The organism is Reichenbachiella sp. MALMAid0571 (genome assembly GCF_040151475.1).
In the GTDB taxonomy this organism is placed as follows: Bacteria; Bacteroidota; Bacteroidia; order Cytophagales; family Cyclobacteriaceae; genus CAXBNB01.
The window spans coordinates 112840-130889 of record NZ_JBDKWG010000153.1; the positions used below are offsets into that span (position 1 = coordinate 112840).

The 18050-nt window shown below is 37.1% G+C and carries 14 protein-coding genes; 7 read left to right on the plus strand and 7 right to left on the minus strand.

The genetic code is table 11. The annotated features are described in order from the left end of the window. Position 1: 1 nt before the first annotated feature. Entirely contained in the window at positions 2-2401 is a 2400-nt protein-coding gene (locus AAOP42_RS23535) for a caspase family protein (RefSeq protein WP_349531054.1), read from the minus strand. Positions 2402-2608: 207 nt separating this feature from the next. On the opposite strand from AAOP42_RS23535, the gene AAOP42_RS23540 reads away from it, so the two are divergent. From AAOP42_RS23540 to AAOP42_RS23550, 3 genes are all read left to right on the plus strand, one after another. Beyond that, on the plus strand, positions 2609-3259 hold the full coding sequence (locus AAOP42_RS23540; protein ID WP_349531055.1) for a hypothetical protein: 651 nt from the start codon (positions 2609-2611) through the stop codon (positions 3257-3259). A 97-nt stretch (positions 3260-3356) separates the two neighbouring features. Then, a complete protein-coding gene (locus tag AAOP42_RS23545; protein ID WP_349531056.1) occupies positions 3357-4730 on the plus strand; it encodes a C1 family peptidase in 1374 nt (457 codons plus the stop codon). A gap of 44 nt (positions 4731-4774) precedes the next feature. Continuing rightward, positions 4775-6298 carry a DUF4384 domain-containing protein gene (locus AAOP42_RS23550; RefSeq protein WP_349531057.1) on the plus strand — a complete coding sequence of 508 codons (1524 nt, stop codon included), beginning with the start codon at positions 4775-4777 and terminating at the stop codon, positions 6296-6298. Positions 6299-6380: 82 nt separating this feature from the next. On the opposite strand, the gene AAOP42_RS23555 is transcribed toward AAOP42_RS23550, so the two are convergent. The 4 genes from AAOP42_RS23555 to AAOP42_RS23570 all read right to left on the minus strand — a co-directional run bounded on the left by AAOP42_RS23555 (position 6381) and on the right by AAOP42_RS23570 (position 10088). Continuing rightward, positions 6381-7325, minus strand: a complete 945-nt coding sequence (locus AAOP42_RS23555; RefSeq protein WP_349531058.1) for a sugar phosphate isomerase/epimerase family protein — start codon at positions 7323-7325, stop codon at positions 6381-6383. Between the two features lie 147 nt (positions 7326-7472). Next, positions 7473-8036 (minus strand): rhomboid family intramembrane serine protease, encoded by a 564-nt coding sequence (locus tag AAOP42_RS23560; protein WP_349531059.1) that lies wholly within the window; start codon positions 8034-8036, stop codon positions 7473-7475. Between the two features lie 35 nt (positions 8037-8071). Continuing rightward, positions 8072-8539, minus strand: coding sequence for a hypothetical protein (locus AAOP42_RS23565; protein WP_349531060.1), 468 nt, complete (start codon positions 8537-8539; stop codon positions 8072-8074). Between the two features lie 136 nt (positions 8540-8675). Then, complete coding sequence (locus AAOP42_RS23570) at positions 8676-10088, minus strand: redoxin domain-containing protein (protein ID WP_349531061.1); 1413 nt, start codon at positions 10086-10088, stop codon at positions 8676-8678. A 279-nt stretch (positions 10089-10367) separates the two neighbouring features. On the opposite strand from AAOP42_RS23570, the gene AAOP42_RS23575 reads away from it, so the two are divergent. Next, entirely contained in the window at positions 10368-11456 is a 1089-nt protein-coding gene (locus AAOP42_RS23575) for a potassium channel family protein (protein ID WP_349531062.1), read from the plus strand. Between the two features lie 2 nt (positions 11457-11458). Beyond that, positions 11459-11878, plus strand: coding sequence for a hypothetical protein (locus tag AAOP42_RS23580; protein ID WP_349531063.1), 420 nt, complete (start codon positions 11459-11461; stop codon positions 11876-11878). A 42-nt stretch (positions 11879-11920) separates the two neighbouring features. Here AAOP42_RS23580 and AAOP42_RS23585 read toward each other — a convergent pair whose 3' ends face one another. Both AAOP42_RS23585 and AAOP42_RS23590 read right to left on the minus strand, forming a co-directional pair. After that, the gene (locus AAOP42_RS23585) at positions 11921-12556 is read right to left on the minus strand and encodes a GOLPH3/VPS74 family protein (protein ID WP_349531064.1); all 636 of its coding nucleotides are present in this window, start codon (positions 12554-12556) and stop codon (positions 11921-11923) included. 36 nt (positions 12557-12592) lie between these two features. Continuing rightward, on the minus strand, positions 12593-13987 hold the full coding sequence (locus tag AAOP42_RS23590) for a cation:proton antiporter (protein WP_349531065.1): 1395 nt from the start codon (positions 13985-13987) through the stop codon (positions 12593-12595). A 591-nt stretch (positions 13988-14578) separates the two neighbouring features. Here AAOP42_RS23590 and serA point away from each other — a divergent pair. Both serA and AAOP42_RS23600 read left to right on the plus strand, forming a co-directional pair. Further along, on the plus strand, positions 14579-16474 hold the full coding sequence (serA, locus tag AAOP42_RS23595) for a phosphoglycerate dehydrogenase (protein WP_349531066.1): 1896 nt from the start codon (positions 14579-14581) through the stop codon (positions 16472-16474). 379 nt (positions 16475-16853) lie between these two features. Next, entirely contained in the window at positions 16854-17936 is a 1083-nt protein-coding gene (locus tag AAOP42_RS23600) for an aminotransferase class V-fold PLP-dependent enzyme (RefSeq protein ID WP_349531067.1), read from the plus strand. Positions 17937-18050: the final 114 nt, after the last annotated feature.

An 18050-nucleotide genomic window follows, 5' to 3' on the forward strand; every position in this document is an offset into this window, starting at 1 on the left:
ACTATTTCACAATCACCATTGGAAAATCCTGCCCCCTGGACCAGGACATTGGGTATTGTACTGTTCCTTTATGAAGTTCAGTCAACTCTGGAATACGATCGTTTAAATAAGACTCCAATTCTTTGATTGTCACCTTCTTATCATCATTACTTCCATCAGCTTTACCAGCCATTCCTTCTATAAGGGCATAAGTAAAAACACCGTGCCCCAATTCCGAAAACTCAGTAGCATACTGTTCGGATCCGGTAGAAGCCAGTAAGACGGTTCCGGCGGATCTGGCCAGCTGTAGCATGGCTTTTTCACTTGCCACTCCCCTTTTGGCAAAGGTTTCTACAGCTCCTCCACTTTGACAGGCATCAAGTATCACTACTTGTTTTTGAGCTGCTATTTTGGAGCAATATTGTTTTAACTCTTCCGCCGAAATTCCTTTTTCTCTGTACATTTCAGATTGTCCGTAAAGCTGGGTAATGTCGTGTAATCCAAGAAAAAATTCATTTTCAAATTCACTTTCATCCATCATACCATGACCTGCATAGTAAAACACAAAAACATCATTGGGCTTTGCCTTGGTTGCAATTTTCTCAAATGCAGCTACCACATTGCCCTTATTGGCTTCTTGATCTTTGATAAATATAAGTTCGGCATCCTGAAAAATTTCTATTGATTTACTCAAGAAATGATCCGTAAAAGCTGTAGCATCTGCTATGGCATAGTTCAGATTGTATTTGGGATTTTTATACTGATTGATTCCTACCGCCAGAATATACAAGTCAGATTCAAGCTGATCTGCTTTATAATTCACAACGATCTGATCATGATCTGACTGATATCCCGAATCACTAATTGCCACAGCCTTAATGATATTTTGACCGGGAATGACATTGACCGAAGAAACAAATGTATCAGAAGCCATCTTGAAACCTCTGGTATTTTCATTCACCAATTTATCATTGACAAATATCCTTACCTTGCTTACCGGATCTCCATTTTCCCTGACCTTCACGGTAACGGTTATCTCATTCCTTTTACTGTAAAAAACACTGTCATCAGAAACTATCTCAATGGAAGGAGCATTGGCAATCATACGCTCAATATCTTCTTCTGACTCTCCATTCTGCTGATTGAAAACAGTCTCTCCCAAATTTGGTGTGTACATTTTATCAAATGTAGCAGCTACAGGAATTCTACGGACTCCATTGGTCCAATAGATATCTTCTGCAGCATCTATGGACCCCTCCGTCTTTCCGTCCGGAGTGATCAATACATAACTGTGGCTATTCTCCAAAGAAGCATACAATGTAGCCACCTTCTTCACTTCTTGCGCATCAATAATATGTGACACGTTCCTGTTATCGGTAATAATCATGTGCTTTTCATCATTAAGAAAACTCATATCAGCAATCTTCATGTCAAGAGATCTCAGGTTATTGGCAATCAACTGAATAGATTTCAAAAAATTTCCCTGACCATCATATACATTCAAATGTTTCAATGTAGCTACAAAAATCCTGTTTTCGCCAGCCAGTACATCTGTCGGAGTGTAGTTGATTTTATCTGTACTATCCCAGCCAATTTTTTCCGTGATTTTGAAATCAGTGGCAACAGGTTTCCCCTTGTTTTCATCAAATTCCACAACCTCCATGTTCAAAATAGTTGGTGTAAGCAACTGAGCAGCACATCGGTTTGTCACCAAAAGAAATTTTGAATTGATATCGTTTGATGGCGGCAACAAAAACGGTCGCCACACATCATGAAAAACCTCCTTACCAGTTGTATAATCATATACATTCAACTTGTAATCATAACTTACATTATGTCTGCCTACTACCAGGTATCTATCTTTATAAAACTTTATGGAATTGATATCTACAGTAGGTCTCAGTTTAAATGATTTTACCAGGCTGAAATCACTTGTTTTCATAATAACGGCATAAGGAATCAAACTTCTTAACACTGTAAGTGCGATCAGTGACCCATCGGAGTTCATATCCAGAGAAAATGGAAGCCCCCTTTCGCCCTCTTGCTCAGCTATTTTTTGTCCGGTTTTAATGTTCCATTTAATCATCTTCCTGTCACGACTTATGCTCAACAGATATTTTCCGTCAGGTGTAAATTTCAATCCCGATATAAAATCACTATGTCCGGTCAAGACCTTAGTAAGCTTAAGCCTTTGTGCATCAAAAATCTGGATATCTGATCCTGCATTTTTACCAGCAAGATTCATTACACCATAGGCCTTGGCGATGTGTCTTCCATCAGGACTTACTTCCGTGTAGCTAAGTGCCCCTTTCAAACTTGCAGCAGTTCGTCTTTCATTTTTACCTTCCAGCCAGTTTTTTTGGGCAAAAACCTTAGGTGAAGTAAGTAATAGGATTACAAGCAACAATATTTTATAGTTCATAATCAGTAAATGCAAATTATATTCTAAATATACCACCTATTGGGTATTTCATCTGCTTAAAAAAGCTTCTAAGTTTGTTTCATATTCTAATGGCTTGACATCAATAATTCATCAATCAATGGTGTCTGTTCATCGAATAGCAAAAACAATATAGTATTAATTGTAAAAATTCATCTTAAATTCGGTTAAACAAAAAAATCTGATGTTATGACAAATTCAATTAAATTTTTGGGAATAATGTGCCTTATGCTCTTAATTTCCTTTGGAGCCACTGCTCAACAAGATACAAAGGCTCTTACTAAAGAAATCAAGGATAAGGCTGTAAAAGAAGCGAGAAAAGAAGCCAAATCTTATGCCAAAGACGGATGGTACACTCAACCGGGATCGCTTCCTATGGACAAACAAATCGAAAAAGCATGGATGAAGCAGTATGAGGAAGATGAAAACGGATATCCAAAGTACTATGTGGGGACAGGAAACTCAGTAGCAGGAGCTCAATCTGCAGCAAAATTGCAGGCATCTACCATAGCCAAGCAGGATTTGGCTGGAAGGATCAGCTCAAGCATAGCTTCCATCATAGAAACCAACATTGCCAACGAGCAAATTTCAGCTGAAGATGCTGTCACCATCCAACAAACTGTATCGGCCTCTACAGAAATCATAGCGCAAAAGCTGGGACGTGTGGTTACGCTTACAGAGTTGTACAGAAAAGTTGGCTCTAAAAACATTGAGGCCAATATAAGAATTGCCTACAGTCAGGAGTTGGCTATGGATGAAGCCAAAAAAGTAATCAAAAAAGACCTTGAAGAAAAGACCAATGTCGCCAGAGAAAAACTGGACAAGTTGATGAATTTTTAATACTTTCTCTAAACATTTGATTAACTCAGAAAGTCCCGATTACTTGAACTATTGGGACTTTCTTTGTTAAAAAACATCAACAACAGATCATAGAGCAATGATTAAACCATTTCAATTTCTAACTGCTTTCTCTCTGATTTTCATTTCTTTGAAATCCATGAGCCAGCCATTCCAAACCGGTATGGATTTCAATGATCAGGAATATGCTCAATTACCAATAACAGCTCCTCTGACACGTGGCGATTTTGACAACCTACCTTCAAATATCAGTTTGCAGAAATATGCACCAACACCCGGAAATCAAGGGCAAACAGGCACATGTGTAGCATGGTCTTCCGCCTATCATGCTCGTACTATAGCCGAGTCTATTCGCACCAATAGAACACTGAAAAGTGAGACTGATAAAAACACCTTCTCCCCAACATTTGTATACAACCAAATAAGACTTGAAAATGGGTGCGAAAAAGGAACTTACCTCAATCAGGCACTAGATTTAATGAAAAATCAAGGGGTGGCCAAATACACGGATCTTCAGTTTGATTGCAATCACACAGTAAATTCAGCAGACAAGCAGCATGCTGCTCCCTATAAAATAAAGGACTACAAAACACTCTTTTTACAAGACGGTAACAACAAAATACTGCCGGTAAAAAAGAGTCTGTCAGAAAAAAAACCAGTATTGATCGGCATGCTTTGCCCAGAGTCGTTTTATTATGCCAAAGATGTGTGGCAACCCAAGCAGGAAGAGTACGGCAAACCTTTTGGAGGTCATGCCATGGTGACTATAGGTTATGACGACAACAAATACGGTGGTGCATTTCTAATCATGAACAGTTGGGGAACACAGTGGGGAAACGGTGGTTTTATTTGGATTAAGTACAGCGACTACAATGAGTTTGTGAAATATGCTTTTGAAATGATAGAATCTCTACCAGATAACAAAGTACTGGCAGGAGCAATGAACCTTTCGCTCAAAGAAGGTGGATATATGAAAATATCATACAATGCAAGCAAAGGTATTTATACCTCTTCCGTTCCTTATCCAAGTGGCACACAATTCAGGCTTTACATTGCCAATAACGAACCAGCATATGTTTATGCCTTAGGGTCAGATTTATCGAAAAAGTCATTCGATATTTTTCCTCACGAGAAAAACATCAGCCCTTTTTTAGGATACAAAGGAAACAATGTGGCAATCCCAAGCGAAAAACACTGGATAAGAATGGATCAAAACACTGGTACTGATTATTTCTGTATCTTGTATTCTTCCAGTAGCCTCAATATTGACCAAATCAAAAGTGATTTAGAGAGAGCTCCAGGCAATAGTTTCGTAGAAAGACTGAATTATGTACTAAAAGACAAACTGGTTCAAAAGAATATGATTAGTTATTCAACTAACAATATTTCGTTTAAAGGTGGATTTTCCGGAGAAGGAATCATTCCTATTGTGGTAGAAATTGAACATATTTAAACATACGAGAAGTCAGTTGAATTTAAAATAATTAAGATTTATACATGAAAGCATTTTTTTACATATTAGGCATAGTCATCGGTTCGCAAAGTATTGTTTTTTCCCAATCCCCAAATTGGACTAATTACACCATGCGCAATGCCTCCTACCCTGAGAGTAGCTATCTTACCGGATTTATTTCGGAAACCAATGTCAATGGTAGCGATCCGGGTGAATTACTTCAAAAAATCAGTGGATATGCTAAAGATCAACTGGTGGAAAATATACTAGTAGAAATCAAGAGTATCAGTACGCTCAATATCCACAATGTGAACACCGTAACCCAGGAAGAATTTCAAAAAAACAGTACTTCTTTCAGCAATGCCACCATTGCCGGATTGAAAACTGAAACCTATTATGATCAGAAGAAAAAAACAGGTTTTGCATTCGCATTCGCTAAAAAATCGGAAGTCAAAAACCACTATGAAAATGAGATATCGACTTTGCTGGACAAGTGCAATACCAATTTTGAATTGGCAAGCAGCCACAAAAATGAAAATAATAATCAGGGGGCTTTAAAATTACTATTTCAAATACAAACATTTATCAAAAACATAGAGCATGCCCAAACCATATTAATCACATTAACCGGAAATTATGATCTGGCATCTTTAAAAAGAAATGAAAGTCGGATCATTAAAATGAAAACCGAGAGCGAAATCAACAAAGTGAGGAATACTCAACAATTCACTCTTGAAGATGCCGCATACTATATTGCATTTGCACTAAACACCCAAACAGACAACCTAAATGCACCAGTAAGAGTGAGTAATTTCACCTATCAGGATACTCCAATGGGCAGTATTTTCTCCAGAAGGCTTCAATCTTCTTTGGAACAAAAGCTTGTTCAGGAAGGGTATAAAGTTGCTAATCAGGCAGTTGAAAACAACGGGTTTGTACTCAGGGGCAGCTATTGGGAAGAGGGAGACAAACTTAAGATTACAGGAATTCTCAGGGATCAAAAAACATCTTCTGCCATTGCCAGTGTGGATTGCTATTTACCAAAAAATACTTTGACGAGTGCTGGTATTTCTTTTACTCCTGAGAACTACAAGCAGGCGTTAGTTAATATGAAAGAACTGGCTAAAGATGAAATAAAAGGTGGTGGGCTAAATATAGACCTGTACACCAACAAAGGAAGGGACAATCTCATCTACACCGAAGGAGAAGAACTAAAACTATTTGTAAGAGCAAACAGGGAATGTTACATGCGGTTTATCTACCATCTGGCTGACGGTTCCAAAGTGCTTTTACTGGATAACTACTATATCAATCACGACAATGTAAATCAAGTGTACGAGCTTCCTTACGAATTTGAGTGCGCTGAACCTTATGGAATAGAAACGCTACAATTGAATGCCCAGGCCGAGCCATTTCCCCCGCTTGCTACCAAAGAAGAATATGGGTATAATTTTATTCTTGATGATACCAATACCATTATTACAAAAACGCGTGGTTTCAAGAAAAAAACAGATACTGAAGAGATAAAAGCCGAAAAGAGAATGGTGTTTACTACCATGCGGGATTAAATGTAAAAAGAGACTAACTCAAAAGGCAGATAATTCCAGACTCCTGTTTAATCCTTTTTTTAAAACAACTCCATCAAAAAAACTAAACTCCTGCTTTTTCAATCGTTTGCAAAGTCTTTTCTAAACCAGTTTTTGCTACTTCCAGCAAGTCTTGTTTATGGTATTCCGGATTATACAATTCCAAAGATACGCATCCTTTAAACCCTGTACTTTTCAGGTCTTTCAATATTTGGGGTAATGGTAAGATTCCATCTCCGGGATATACCCTGTCTTTGTCCTTCATTTCATCTATACTCATGCCTTTAGGGGCATCATTGAACTGAAAAATAGCAAACATGTCTCCCCTCAGTGATTTCAATCCGTCAAATCCACCTTTGCTTATGTACATGTGAAATACATCCGGGATAATACAGGCCTGAGGATGACTTGCATCCAGAGCCACAGCGGTAGCCTGCCCCATCGTTTTCAACGGAAACATCTCTACAAAAACAATAGCCGGTATCACATTGTATTCATTGATACCAATGTCGAGTAATCTTTTGTAACAAGAAGAGACAAACCTGGTATCGTAATTATCACCCACTTTATTTGGAATGGCTTGTACATATTTACAGCCAACCTCAGATGCCATGCGCATACGATTCCGAGTTTCAGGCAAAGATTTTTGAAAAGCTTCTTCATTTTCAGGAATACAACCCCAAAGGCCGATCATACTGGGCACAAATAAACCATTGTCTTTTATCTTTTTTCCAAGTTCTTTTAAGTTACCTCCGGACTTTTCGTACTCAGCCAGTTCTCCGTCCCATGGCTCGATAGCATCATATCCTGCTTTTATGGCAATATCTACTTTTTCTTCCAGGCTTTTGGCTGTTCTGATAGTAGCTGTGTCCAGACATATCGGCCATGGACTTCTTCCATTCTGAAATCGTTTTTCTTTGGCTTTAACTGATTTTTCAGAACTATACCCAAATGCTGTGGTAGTAAGTCCCAGAGCAGCACCACTTGCAATAAATTTTCTTCTGTCCATAATAAACGTTAATTTTTATGATAATACGTTGGTGATATAATAAACCTGTAGTGTAATTTAATACAGCTGTAGCAATACTTAAACTTTTGTATAGATTTTCAAACCTTTTCCGTGATATACGGTGAGGCATATCACATAAAAAATACCTCAATCATAGTCTAAACTTTTGTCATATCGCATGGTATAGGCAGAACCTATTCCAATCAATGCACCAAACAAATGTGATTCCCATGAAACCCCGGGCCTTGACGGTAACACTCCGTAAATAATTCCACCATAAAGCACCACCACCACGATGGCTATTGCCAGGGATTTAACATTCTTTCTAAAAAAACCAAATGAAATAAGAAAAAAAGCCAATCCATACACCAAGCCACTGGCTCCTATATGGTAAAACCCTCTTGCAAAAATCCAAACACAAATATTGGTAAGGAAATAGCACTGCAAAAACACCCGCACCGCTATAGAATTATAAAACACAAATAAGGTTGTTCCCAGAAAGATTAAAGGAAAGGTATTTGAAAGGATGTGATTCAAACTGCCATGTATCATCGGAGCAGTTAAAATTCCTATAAGCCCGGATGTGGTTCTTGGAAAAACTCCAAGAAACCCCAAATCAATATTAAAAAAGAATTGAACCGAAAAAAAAACCCACATCAGGAATGCGAGTCTAAGCGGGGGGACAATGCTATTTCGTTGAAATTTAGGCATTAAAAAAGTCCCGTCTGGACGGGACTATGTTTTTCTTAATAGTCTGACGGATCTTTGATCATGTCCAACTCTACAAGCTTGGCTTCTTCATAGCTCACTGACATATATCCCAATACTCCTCCGGAAGCTCCAGCCACTTTTTTAGCCATATCTTTCAAACTGGCTACAAGTTTCACTGAAAAATTATGATCAATTTTTGGGAGAATATGATTCAATTTTCTCAATTCACTTATAATGGAACTGTTTCTTTCCTCAACAGAAGAAGACAATTCTTCTGTAAGTTTGAAGAATTTACTCTCGAAAGTTGTACCTACTTCCTTATAATAACCAATCAACTGCTCTCTTTCTCTGGATTGTTTTCCCTGTGCGAGATCCAAAGCCTGTGCAATTTCTTTTTTGTCTATCTCACCATCTGCTCCTGCAATCAATATAGCAACATAAACCGGCGCATTCAACAACACCTCTATTTCATCGTCACGTAGTGTACTAAACTCACTTATCATCTTATTAAATTTAATTATAGGTAGATTGAGCCCGAAATTACAGGAAATCAACCAATTCCAAAACTGTTCAATTATATTTTTTCAGCATTCAAATTCAATATAACTTTTATCTCAAAAAAACTCTGTCACTTTGAACCTAAAGCTTAGCTCTATTGTCGAATGCTATTCGATCCTTAATAAAAGATTCGATTTGTTCCACACCAAGTTTTTTTGCTATAATCCTTTTATCTCTATCCAACACATAAATAGTCGGAGTTGTTCTCACATTGTACTGGCGCCTGAAATTACTTCTCGTAAAAGGATCAGCAGCATTTACCCAATCCAACTGATGTTCCTGAATAAACGCTTTCCATTTGTCAATATCTGTATCGGAATCTACAGCTAACACCTCTACTCCTTCCGATTGCAGTCCATGATAAATATCCAGCAACACCGGCGTTTCTTTCTTGCAATGTCCGCAATCCGGACTGTAAAAAAACAATATAGTATAATTAGCAGGAATAGAGCTAAGGCTTATTGGGTCTTGTAATGTATCCAGCAAATTCAATCTGGGAGCAATCATTCCTATTTGATTTTCCCTATGAAAATCCATTTCTTCCCGAAGTTTCGTGAGCATTTCTTCATCAGCCCATGGGGTTTTCCCTTTTAAATAGTAGTTTTCAGAAATATGAACAAATGCTTTATCCAGTCCCATTATTTTAGAATTCTGGTATTTTTGAAAAAAATACACCACCCAATACCTGAACATCTCTTCACTGTCTTTAGACTTATTGAGAATGTAATCGACGGAAGCAACTACCGAATCAGGAGTCTGAAAAGTAACCTTATCCATATATTCCATGACTTTAGCATGAAAAATTGGAGCCCGCAAAGTCCCTTCGTCGTTGAAATCTATCCCATCAAAAAAATGATCCTTATAGTCGTTGTATAGCTTTCTTTTTTCTTCAACAGACATTCCCTCGGCTTGTGCTATATTTTGTTTTTGAGGTTCCATCAACCGTAACAGCACTGCGGCGTAATACTCTTTATATAAGTTTTTCAGGCTGTCTCTTTTCGCCAGGTTTTCGTCTCCCAACTGTTCTGCCTTTTCATATATTGAGGTAGAGTCCTTCTTATTTTTTGCTTGTTTCAACTCTTCGGTCAGGCTTCTCATCTTGATCTGATGATCCTTCATCATCAATTGAAAAACCCTAAACACTTCATTTTCAAGAGAGTTATGGATTTGCATACTTCCATAAGGATCAGACTTGGTGGTCTTAATTGAAAATTGCTGTTCATTTACTAAAAACTCAAAGTAGAAGCTCTTAGAGTAAAGAAAATAGACTCCTTTTTTGAGCCTCTTGGTATTCGAAAAACTAACTTCTCCTTTTGGGCTCACCGATGATGTGTCCTGATAGTACCTTTTCTCACCAAAGTGATACCCCAAATAGGCGACACTGTCTTCCAAACCTTCAACTTGCAACCTGATATCGTATCGTTCATTCGACTGACCCGTTAATTGGTCTAGCGATACTACAGACAAAAGAATTAATAAAAATAATAAACGCATCCTACCAAAATTAATATTATTCTATACGCAAAACGATTGGTACATAGGATTATATGCCCCTCCTTACATAAAAGTATGATCCAAATATAAACATTTAGTTTATGTTTATATTGCCCAAAAACTTTAGTTCGTGTAGAACTCAAATTACAAAAATAGTAAAAAGCAATATTGAATACTGCCCATAGATATTATCAATAATATTATATTTACCAATCCGATTTTCATAAATTAACGGTAAATTTAGAGCATACTTATTTTAACTATTTCCAAAATTACTACGTGGTAAATCATTTAGAATCGCAAAAAATTAAGGGTTATTTGGTTAGGATTTTGATTGGGGCAATCATCTATTTTTTCCTGATCACTTTACTCATTCATTTTGAAAGAGACAGCCAACAGTCGTCAATCGTTGACTACAGACATGCCATTTGGTACACAGTTGTCACTCTTACTACTGTAGGATATGGAGACTTGTATCCTGTAACCATCTTTGGGCAATATATAGGCTACATGTTTATCTTCCTCAGTTTAGGCGTTTACGGCTTATTAGTCGGTCAGTTTGCAAGTATAATATCAACTATAAAAGAAAATAAAATGTTAGGCTACAATGGAACAACCCTCATGAATCATGTCGTAATAATAGGCTGGAATGAATTTAGCCAAATGGTGGCTGATCAACTAATAGGAGCCGGAAAAGATGTGGCTATTGTGACCGACAAAAGAGAACATGTTGATCATATAAAAGAAAAATACCACAGAAATAGTGTTTTCACCCTTTACAGCGATTTTCAAAATTATGAAATCCTTCATAAAGCCAATATCGAAGATTCAAGCGTGGTATTCGTAAACTTACCGGACGACACTGAAAAACTGGTGTACATTCTAAACCTCAAAAAAATCTATGAAAATCTGGAATATGTGGTGACCATTGAAAATGCCAACCTCAAAAACACATTCATCGGAGCTGGTGTAACCAACGCCATTTCACCCAATGAGATTTCTTCTAAGATACTAGCCAGTTATATGTTTGAGCCGGATGTGGCTACTTACACCGAAGACATCATGTCATTTGCAAAACATGAAAATGATTATGACATCAAACAGTTTTTAGTAACACATGACAATCCGTATGTAAACAAGACATATCAGGAAACTTTTTTCGACCTTAAAAGACGCTATAATACCATATTGATTGGGATAAGTAAAAAGGACAAATCCGGCAAACGAAAACTAATCAAGAACCCACTCGGAGAAGTAAATATTAACCTGGGAGACTATCTTATAGTAATATTAAATGGTACTTCTTTCGACATCATACTCAAAGTATTCAATGTAGAAGAGGGTTTTTTCAGAGACGCAAAACGATAGATATGAATAAATCAGCAATAGTACTAATAATCGCAACATTCCTGCTTTTTTCTTGCGAGAACAGAGAGGTCAATCCTGAAAAAGGGCCTAATTTCAGTGAAATCCACGAAAACATGGAATATCATTTTGATAAAATAAAAATAGACGGGTATGACTACCTCATATTAGAAAGAGACAGAAACAATCCTCATGAGGGGTTTGGGTTTATGGCATTGAATGGAACCCGGTTTGGAAGCAATCAGGATACTATTAAAGCATATCTAAAAACAGTACTGAAGGTTCAGGCGGAGCTTATGGCAAAATTAAATGAGGAAACAACCGAAGAGTCAGCGTCAAAAATTGATGAAATATTAAACAGCAATCTATCGCAAATAAAGACTTATGCAAGAAAAGATTCTACAAAAAGGAAGAGCAAAAACTAACAGTTTTTGCTCTTCCTTTTTGTCTTTTATATACACTGTCTCCTAAATTTTGGCAAAATAAATTTTAAGATCTTCTAAAACGATTTTAGTTTCATTATCCACTACTCCTATTTTTAATACATCCTTTGCTACCTTAATGGCATCAATCAATTCATCCTCATCAGGAAAAACTTCCTCCAGAATTTTACAATAAGAAATCATACACATCAACACAACTACAGCAGGTGAAGGTTTTTGTCCCTTCAATACAACCGCTTTCAATACATCCCTGATTTCCTGTTCAAAAGCATAGTTTGCATTATCCATTCTTTCAGAGATTGGAATAAACAGAAGCTTGGTAGATTCGACACTCAATATTCCACGCTGTACCAGCAACTCTATTATTTCATCCTGAATATGGTCAAATCCTGGAGCCAATCGATCAATAGTTTGCACCACTGAATCTCCTCCATTACCTATACCTTTCAAAACACTGTCTAATATTTTATTCCCTGTACCGGAATTATCATTCATCACTATTTTACCCCCCTGAAAACTAACTTTCTTGGATAGAGACAACTCTAAAATACAACTAGCTATCAATCCCTTATCTATTGAGTGCTCTGCAGCTGCCAACAGTCTTCCTTCATCATCATCTAATGCAATCAGCATTAATCCTTCTGCTATACTTAATTTCATAACTTGGTAGATTATTTTACTTCTTTTTTAAAAAATTCAACTTTTCAGAATCTTCTCAATAGTCAATCCCTGAACTAAAATTGAGAAAACTACTACGGCATAAGTTGCTGCTACTATTAAATCTTTAACTGGAATACTGTCGGAAAGTGAAAGTGCCAAAGCTACAGAGATTCCCCCTCTCAGTCCACCCCAGGTAAGTATTATTATAGATTTTTTCTCAAATTTTATCCCGAATAATTCCATCGCAACAACGGGCAAAGATACTCCCAAAAACCTTGCAATCAATACCACTACAATGGCTAATGCTCCTATTGTTATATATTCTGTTTCAAACGACTGAGCTATTACTATCATCTCCAGACCAATCAAAATAAACAAAATAGCATTTAGTGCCTCATCCAGTAAGTGCCAGAATTTAAATACATACTCACCTGTAGCATTGGCCAGATGTTCGCTCCTACCCTCATTGCCTATAAACAATCCCATAATTACCATTCCCAATGGCCCTGATACATGGAGTAATTCAGCCAGTCTGCCACCAACCATCACCAATGTCAAAGTAACCAATACTTCCAGCTCCACATGATCATTGTCTATATAGTCGAGTAGTTTAAATCCCAGAAACCCAAACAACGCACCAAGGAGTAAGCCCCCAAAAACCTCTTTCACAAAAAGTAATATTACGTCCATTGCCCCCACTTCATCTGAGCTTTCATGCTCATGTTGGGCTGCACCTTCGTGTTGGGTATAATCAGCATACTGCACTATATTTTCATTACCGGTTTCCGTATTTGCCTGATAAACCATTTCGTGTGTACCATTGTCCTGTACTCGAGCCTCTTCGCCATGATGCCTGCTCGAAGGATCTGCTATTCCCAGAATCGTAAGAAATATAACCACACCTACTCCGTCATTGAACAATGACTCACCTGCAATTTTTATTTCCAAACTTTTAACCAGTCCGAATTTTTTCACCAGTGACAATACAGCAATAGGATCTGTAGGTGAAATCAAAGCCCCGAACAAAAGACAGTAAATAAGATCAACCTCTTTTCCTGCAATAATAAAAGCCTGCTGCATTAAAAATCCAACAACAAATGTTGACAACAAGGTACCTAATGTTGCCAAGACAATAACCGGTATCTTCTGATCAAGTAAAGTTTTTAGATTCACCGATAGTGCTCCTGCAAAAAGTAAAAAGTTCAACATTACATTGAGCAGGACTTCTTTGAAATCAAAAGCTTCAATAATGTGTTCAGCTCCTTGCACAATAGGAGGCATAAAATAGCCAAGAATCAGGATTACAACTGATGAAGCCAATGCTATGGCCATCAAACCGATTGTTGAAGGTAACTTTAAAAGTGTGATGTTGACAAGTGTAAAAACCGCTGCTAAGAAAATCAACAGTGTCATCAGGTCTAATATACCCATATTTCAATTGTTTAGGTTTGGTGGTTAAACTTCCAAAGGCGACTATTACGCATAACCTATAGAAGATACAATTTCTATTCTTTTATATTATAGATCGTAATATACTTATTATTAAAGGTTCAAAAACCTATTTGCTTTACAATAATAACAAAAATACTCTCTTTCGATAAAAAAATACAAGTCAAAATATCCCTTGTAGAAAATATTATATCCTTCATTTTTATATGAACGAAAAATAAGTCGGTTGTCAAGATAAATGGAAGAGTATAAGACACTATAAACAAACCTGTCTTTTATACTCGTTTTGAATGTAATTCTATCATCACCATAAGCTTTAATCTCAAATTCAAAAATTACAACTGAAGTTTTTTTTTACGACATGTCCTGGCAAATAGCTGATTGAGAGTAGCAATATCTGTGATAGTATTTTTAATAATCAACCGACTTTTTCCAAATATTAAAATTTTTCAAATCTTAGACGAGATTATTTCGTTTACATTCTCTTTTTAAAGAAAGAGAAAATAATTTTGCGCCCTTCTAGGAGAGATGGCAGTCTCTAGAGGCACTTTTCAGAAAAATTCAAATTACCAAATGGAAAAAACAGCGGTAAAAAATTTTGTCATTGATTTTGACAGCACATTCACTCAGGTTGAGGCCTTAGACGTATTGGGAGAAATATCTCTCACGGGAACTGATAAAGAAGAGGTATTGCTTAAGATAAAAGATTTTACCGACTCTGCTATGGCCGGAAATATTTCATTTCGTGAGTCTCTAAACGGTAGAATAAAGTTGCTTCATGCGCACAAAGATCAATTACCCGAACTCATCTCTGTGCTAAGAAACAAAGTTTCAAAGTCATTTATTAGAAATAAAGAATTTCTTTCTAACCACTCAGAAAATGTTTACATCATATCCAATGGTTTCAAAGAGTTCATTTGCCCAATTGTAAAGGAATACGGCATAAGAGAAGACCATGTATTTGCAAACACCTTTTGTTATGACGAGGCAGGATACATAGTAGGCTTTGATATGGACAACATACTGTCCGGAGACAAAGGAAAGCCTGCCGTAATCAAAGAAATGAAACTCAAAGGAGAAGTTCATGTGATTGGAGACGGATACACAGACTATGAAATCCGTGAATACGGCATGGCCGAAAGATTTTATGCCTTTACCGAAAATGTATCCAGACAAAAAGTATTGGAAAAAGCAGATCATATAGCACCATCATTAGACGAAATACTATATCACAATAACATGGAGAGAGCTCTATCATACCCTAAAAACAGAATCAAAGTATTGTTACTTGAAAACATTCATCAGGTAGGTGTAAACCTAATGCAGGAAGAAGGTTATCAGGTAGAAGTATATCCTGCCGGTCTTTCTGAAGACGAACTGGTTGAGAAAATCAAAGACGTTTCCATTTTAGGTATTCGTTCGAAAACAAATGTCACGAAACGAGTAATCGAAAATGCAAAAAAACTAAAAGCAGTTGGCGCATTTTGTATTGGCACCAACCAGATAGATTTAAAAGAATGCCAAAAGAACGGTATAGCAGTATTCAATGCTCCCTATAGCAACACCCGATCTGTTGTAGAACTGGCTATTGCGGAAATGATAATGTTAATCAGAAATTTGCCAGACAAAATAGTTGCCATGCATGCCGGCAAATGGGATAAGTCTGCCAAAGGAAGCTATGAGATACGAGGTAAAAAATTAGGTCTTGTCGGCTATGGTAACATTGGCAAGCAACTTTCAGTTATAGGTGAGGCTATGGGGATGCAGGTTTATTACTATGACTTAAACGAAAAGCTGGCATTGGGCAATGCTACAAAATGCAAATCATTGCAGGAAATGCTAAGCACTGTTGATGTAGTTTCTCTTCATGTAGATGGCAGAAAGGAAAATAAAAACCTGATCGGTAAGCAAGAATTTGAATGGATGAAAGATGGGATGATTTTCCTAAACCTGAGCAGGGGTCATGTAGTTGATATTGCAGAATTGAAAAAGAACATCGAAAGTGGCAAAATAGCAGGTGCGTCTGTAGATGTTTTTCCAGTGGAGCCATATAGCAATGCGGATGAGTTTATCTCTGAATTGAGAACATTACCAAATACGATACTTACTCCTCACATTGGTGGTAGTACACAAGAAGCACAGGAAAACATTGCCGAATTTGTACCTACTAAAATTATGGATTATATCAATACAGGATCAACTACCAACAGTGTAAATTTCCCGGATATAACCTTACCTGCATTCGAAAATGCACATAGGTTCATTCATATACACCACAACAAGCCTGGTGTATTGGCTGAAATCACAAATATGCTCGCTTCGCACAATATCAACGTAGTAGGCCAATACCTAAAAACAAATGAAACCATAGGTTACGTTATTACAGATATTGATAAAGGGTATGATCCCGCTGTTACTAAAGAATTGAAGAAAATAGAAGGCACAATAAAATTCAGGGTGCTGTATTAAAAACCAGAAAGAATATTGAATGCACTAAAAAAGCCTTTAGCAGAACTAAAGGCTTTATAGTGTTAAGGCGACAAGGTTAATTAAACCCCTGTTATTTAAAGGATTTGAGCTGCCGAATCAATTCAACCTTCCACTGTTATCCTACAAGAGGTTTTGACTCAACGAATCGAATCAAAATGAGGCCCGGTTTAGCCAACCAGCTTCACTCAATTATTGTTAAAATGTTAGGTTTAATAACAATAGCGTCAACCTTAAGCAACTGATACAAAGTTATCCAAGCAATTATCATTTTACAATGAACTGCTAAACTTTTCTTTTTGATGAAATTAAATTCACTCGTTTTCTTTTTCAGAAAACAAGATTTACTGAACATTGCACTATGAAAAAAATCCATTTCACTCCGGGTCCTTCAGAAGTATATTTCACTGTCGAAGAACATGTTAAAAACGCATTCAAACATCAAATTCCAAGCATTACTCACAGAGGAAGTGAATTTATTAGTCTTTATAGAGAAACAGTAGAAAACATCAGGACACTCTTAAATCTACCAGACAACTTTCAAATCGCATTTACAACTTCTGCCACAGAAGTATGGGAAAGAATGTCGGAAAACTTAATCGAAGAACATTCATACCACCTGGTCAATGGAGACTTTTCAGGCAAATTCCATAAAGCAGCAAAAGCAATTGGAAAAAATGCAATTGCCAACATGGCTGCTCCCGGAACCTGTGCCAATGTGAATGAATTAACAATTCCAGATGAAGTAGAGCTTATCGGCCTTGCTCAAAATGAAACCAGCACGGGGGCTGCACTTCCGTTGGAAGACATATATACTCTAAGGAAAAACAACCCCGAAAAGCTCTTGGTTGTTGATGCGGTGAGCTCACTTCCGGTAATTGACCTGGACTTTAGTCAGGTTGATTCTGTTTATTGTTCAGTTCAAAAGTGCTTTGGCCTTCCTGCTGGTCTTGGCGTATGGATATACAACGAAAAATGCCTTGAGAAAGCCGGACAATTAAAAGTCAAAGGCAAATATCATGACACTTACCATTCATTGTTGAATTTGGAGAAATTCACAAAAAAACACCAAACACCATGCACTCCAAATGTCTTGGGAATTTACCTCTTGGGGAAAGTTGTGGGTGACATGTTGCACAAAGGAATAGATGTAATCAGAAGAGAGTCCAATTACAAATCTGCCCTTTTGTACAATCTGTTTGAATCACACGATCAATTAAACCCATTTGTTAGTGAAAAGCGTTTTCGTTCGCTTACAGTTGGTGTCGCTGAAGTGAAGGGTGACTCTTCCAAACTTATCAAAAGGCTATCAGATCAAGGCATGGAAACAGGTAGCGGTTACGGAGAATTTAAAAACTCACACATCCGTATAGCCAACTTCCCAACTCACTCTAAAGAACAAATAGAAATGTTGGTGGATACCGTAAGTAGTTCGGAGTTCTAAAGACTACCAACCACATCGGTCAGAAAATCAGGGATGTTTCTGAATAATAGAAAAAAGTTCTATTATTCAGAAATTTCAATATTGAATTATTTCGAGTTAAATTTGCATTCCTAA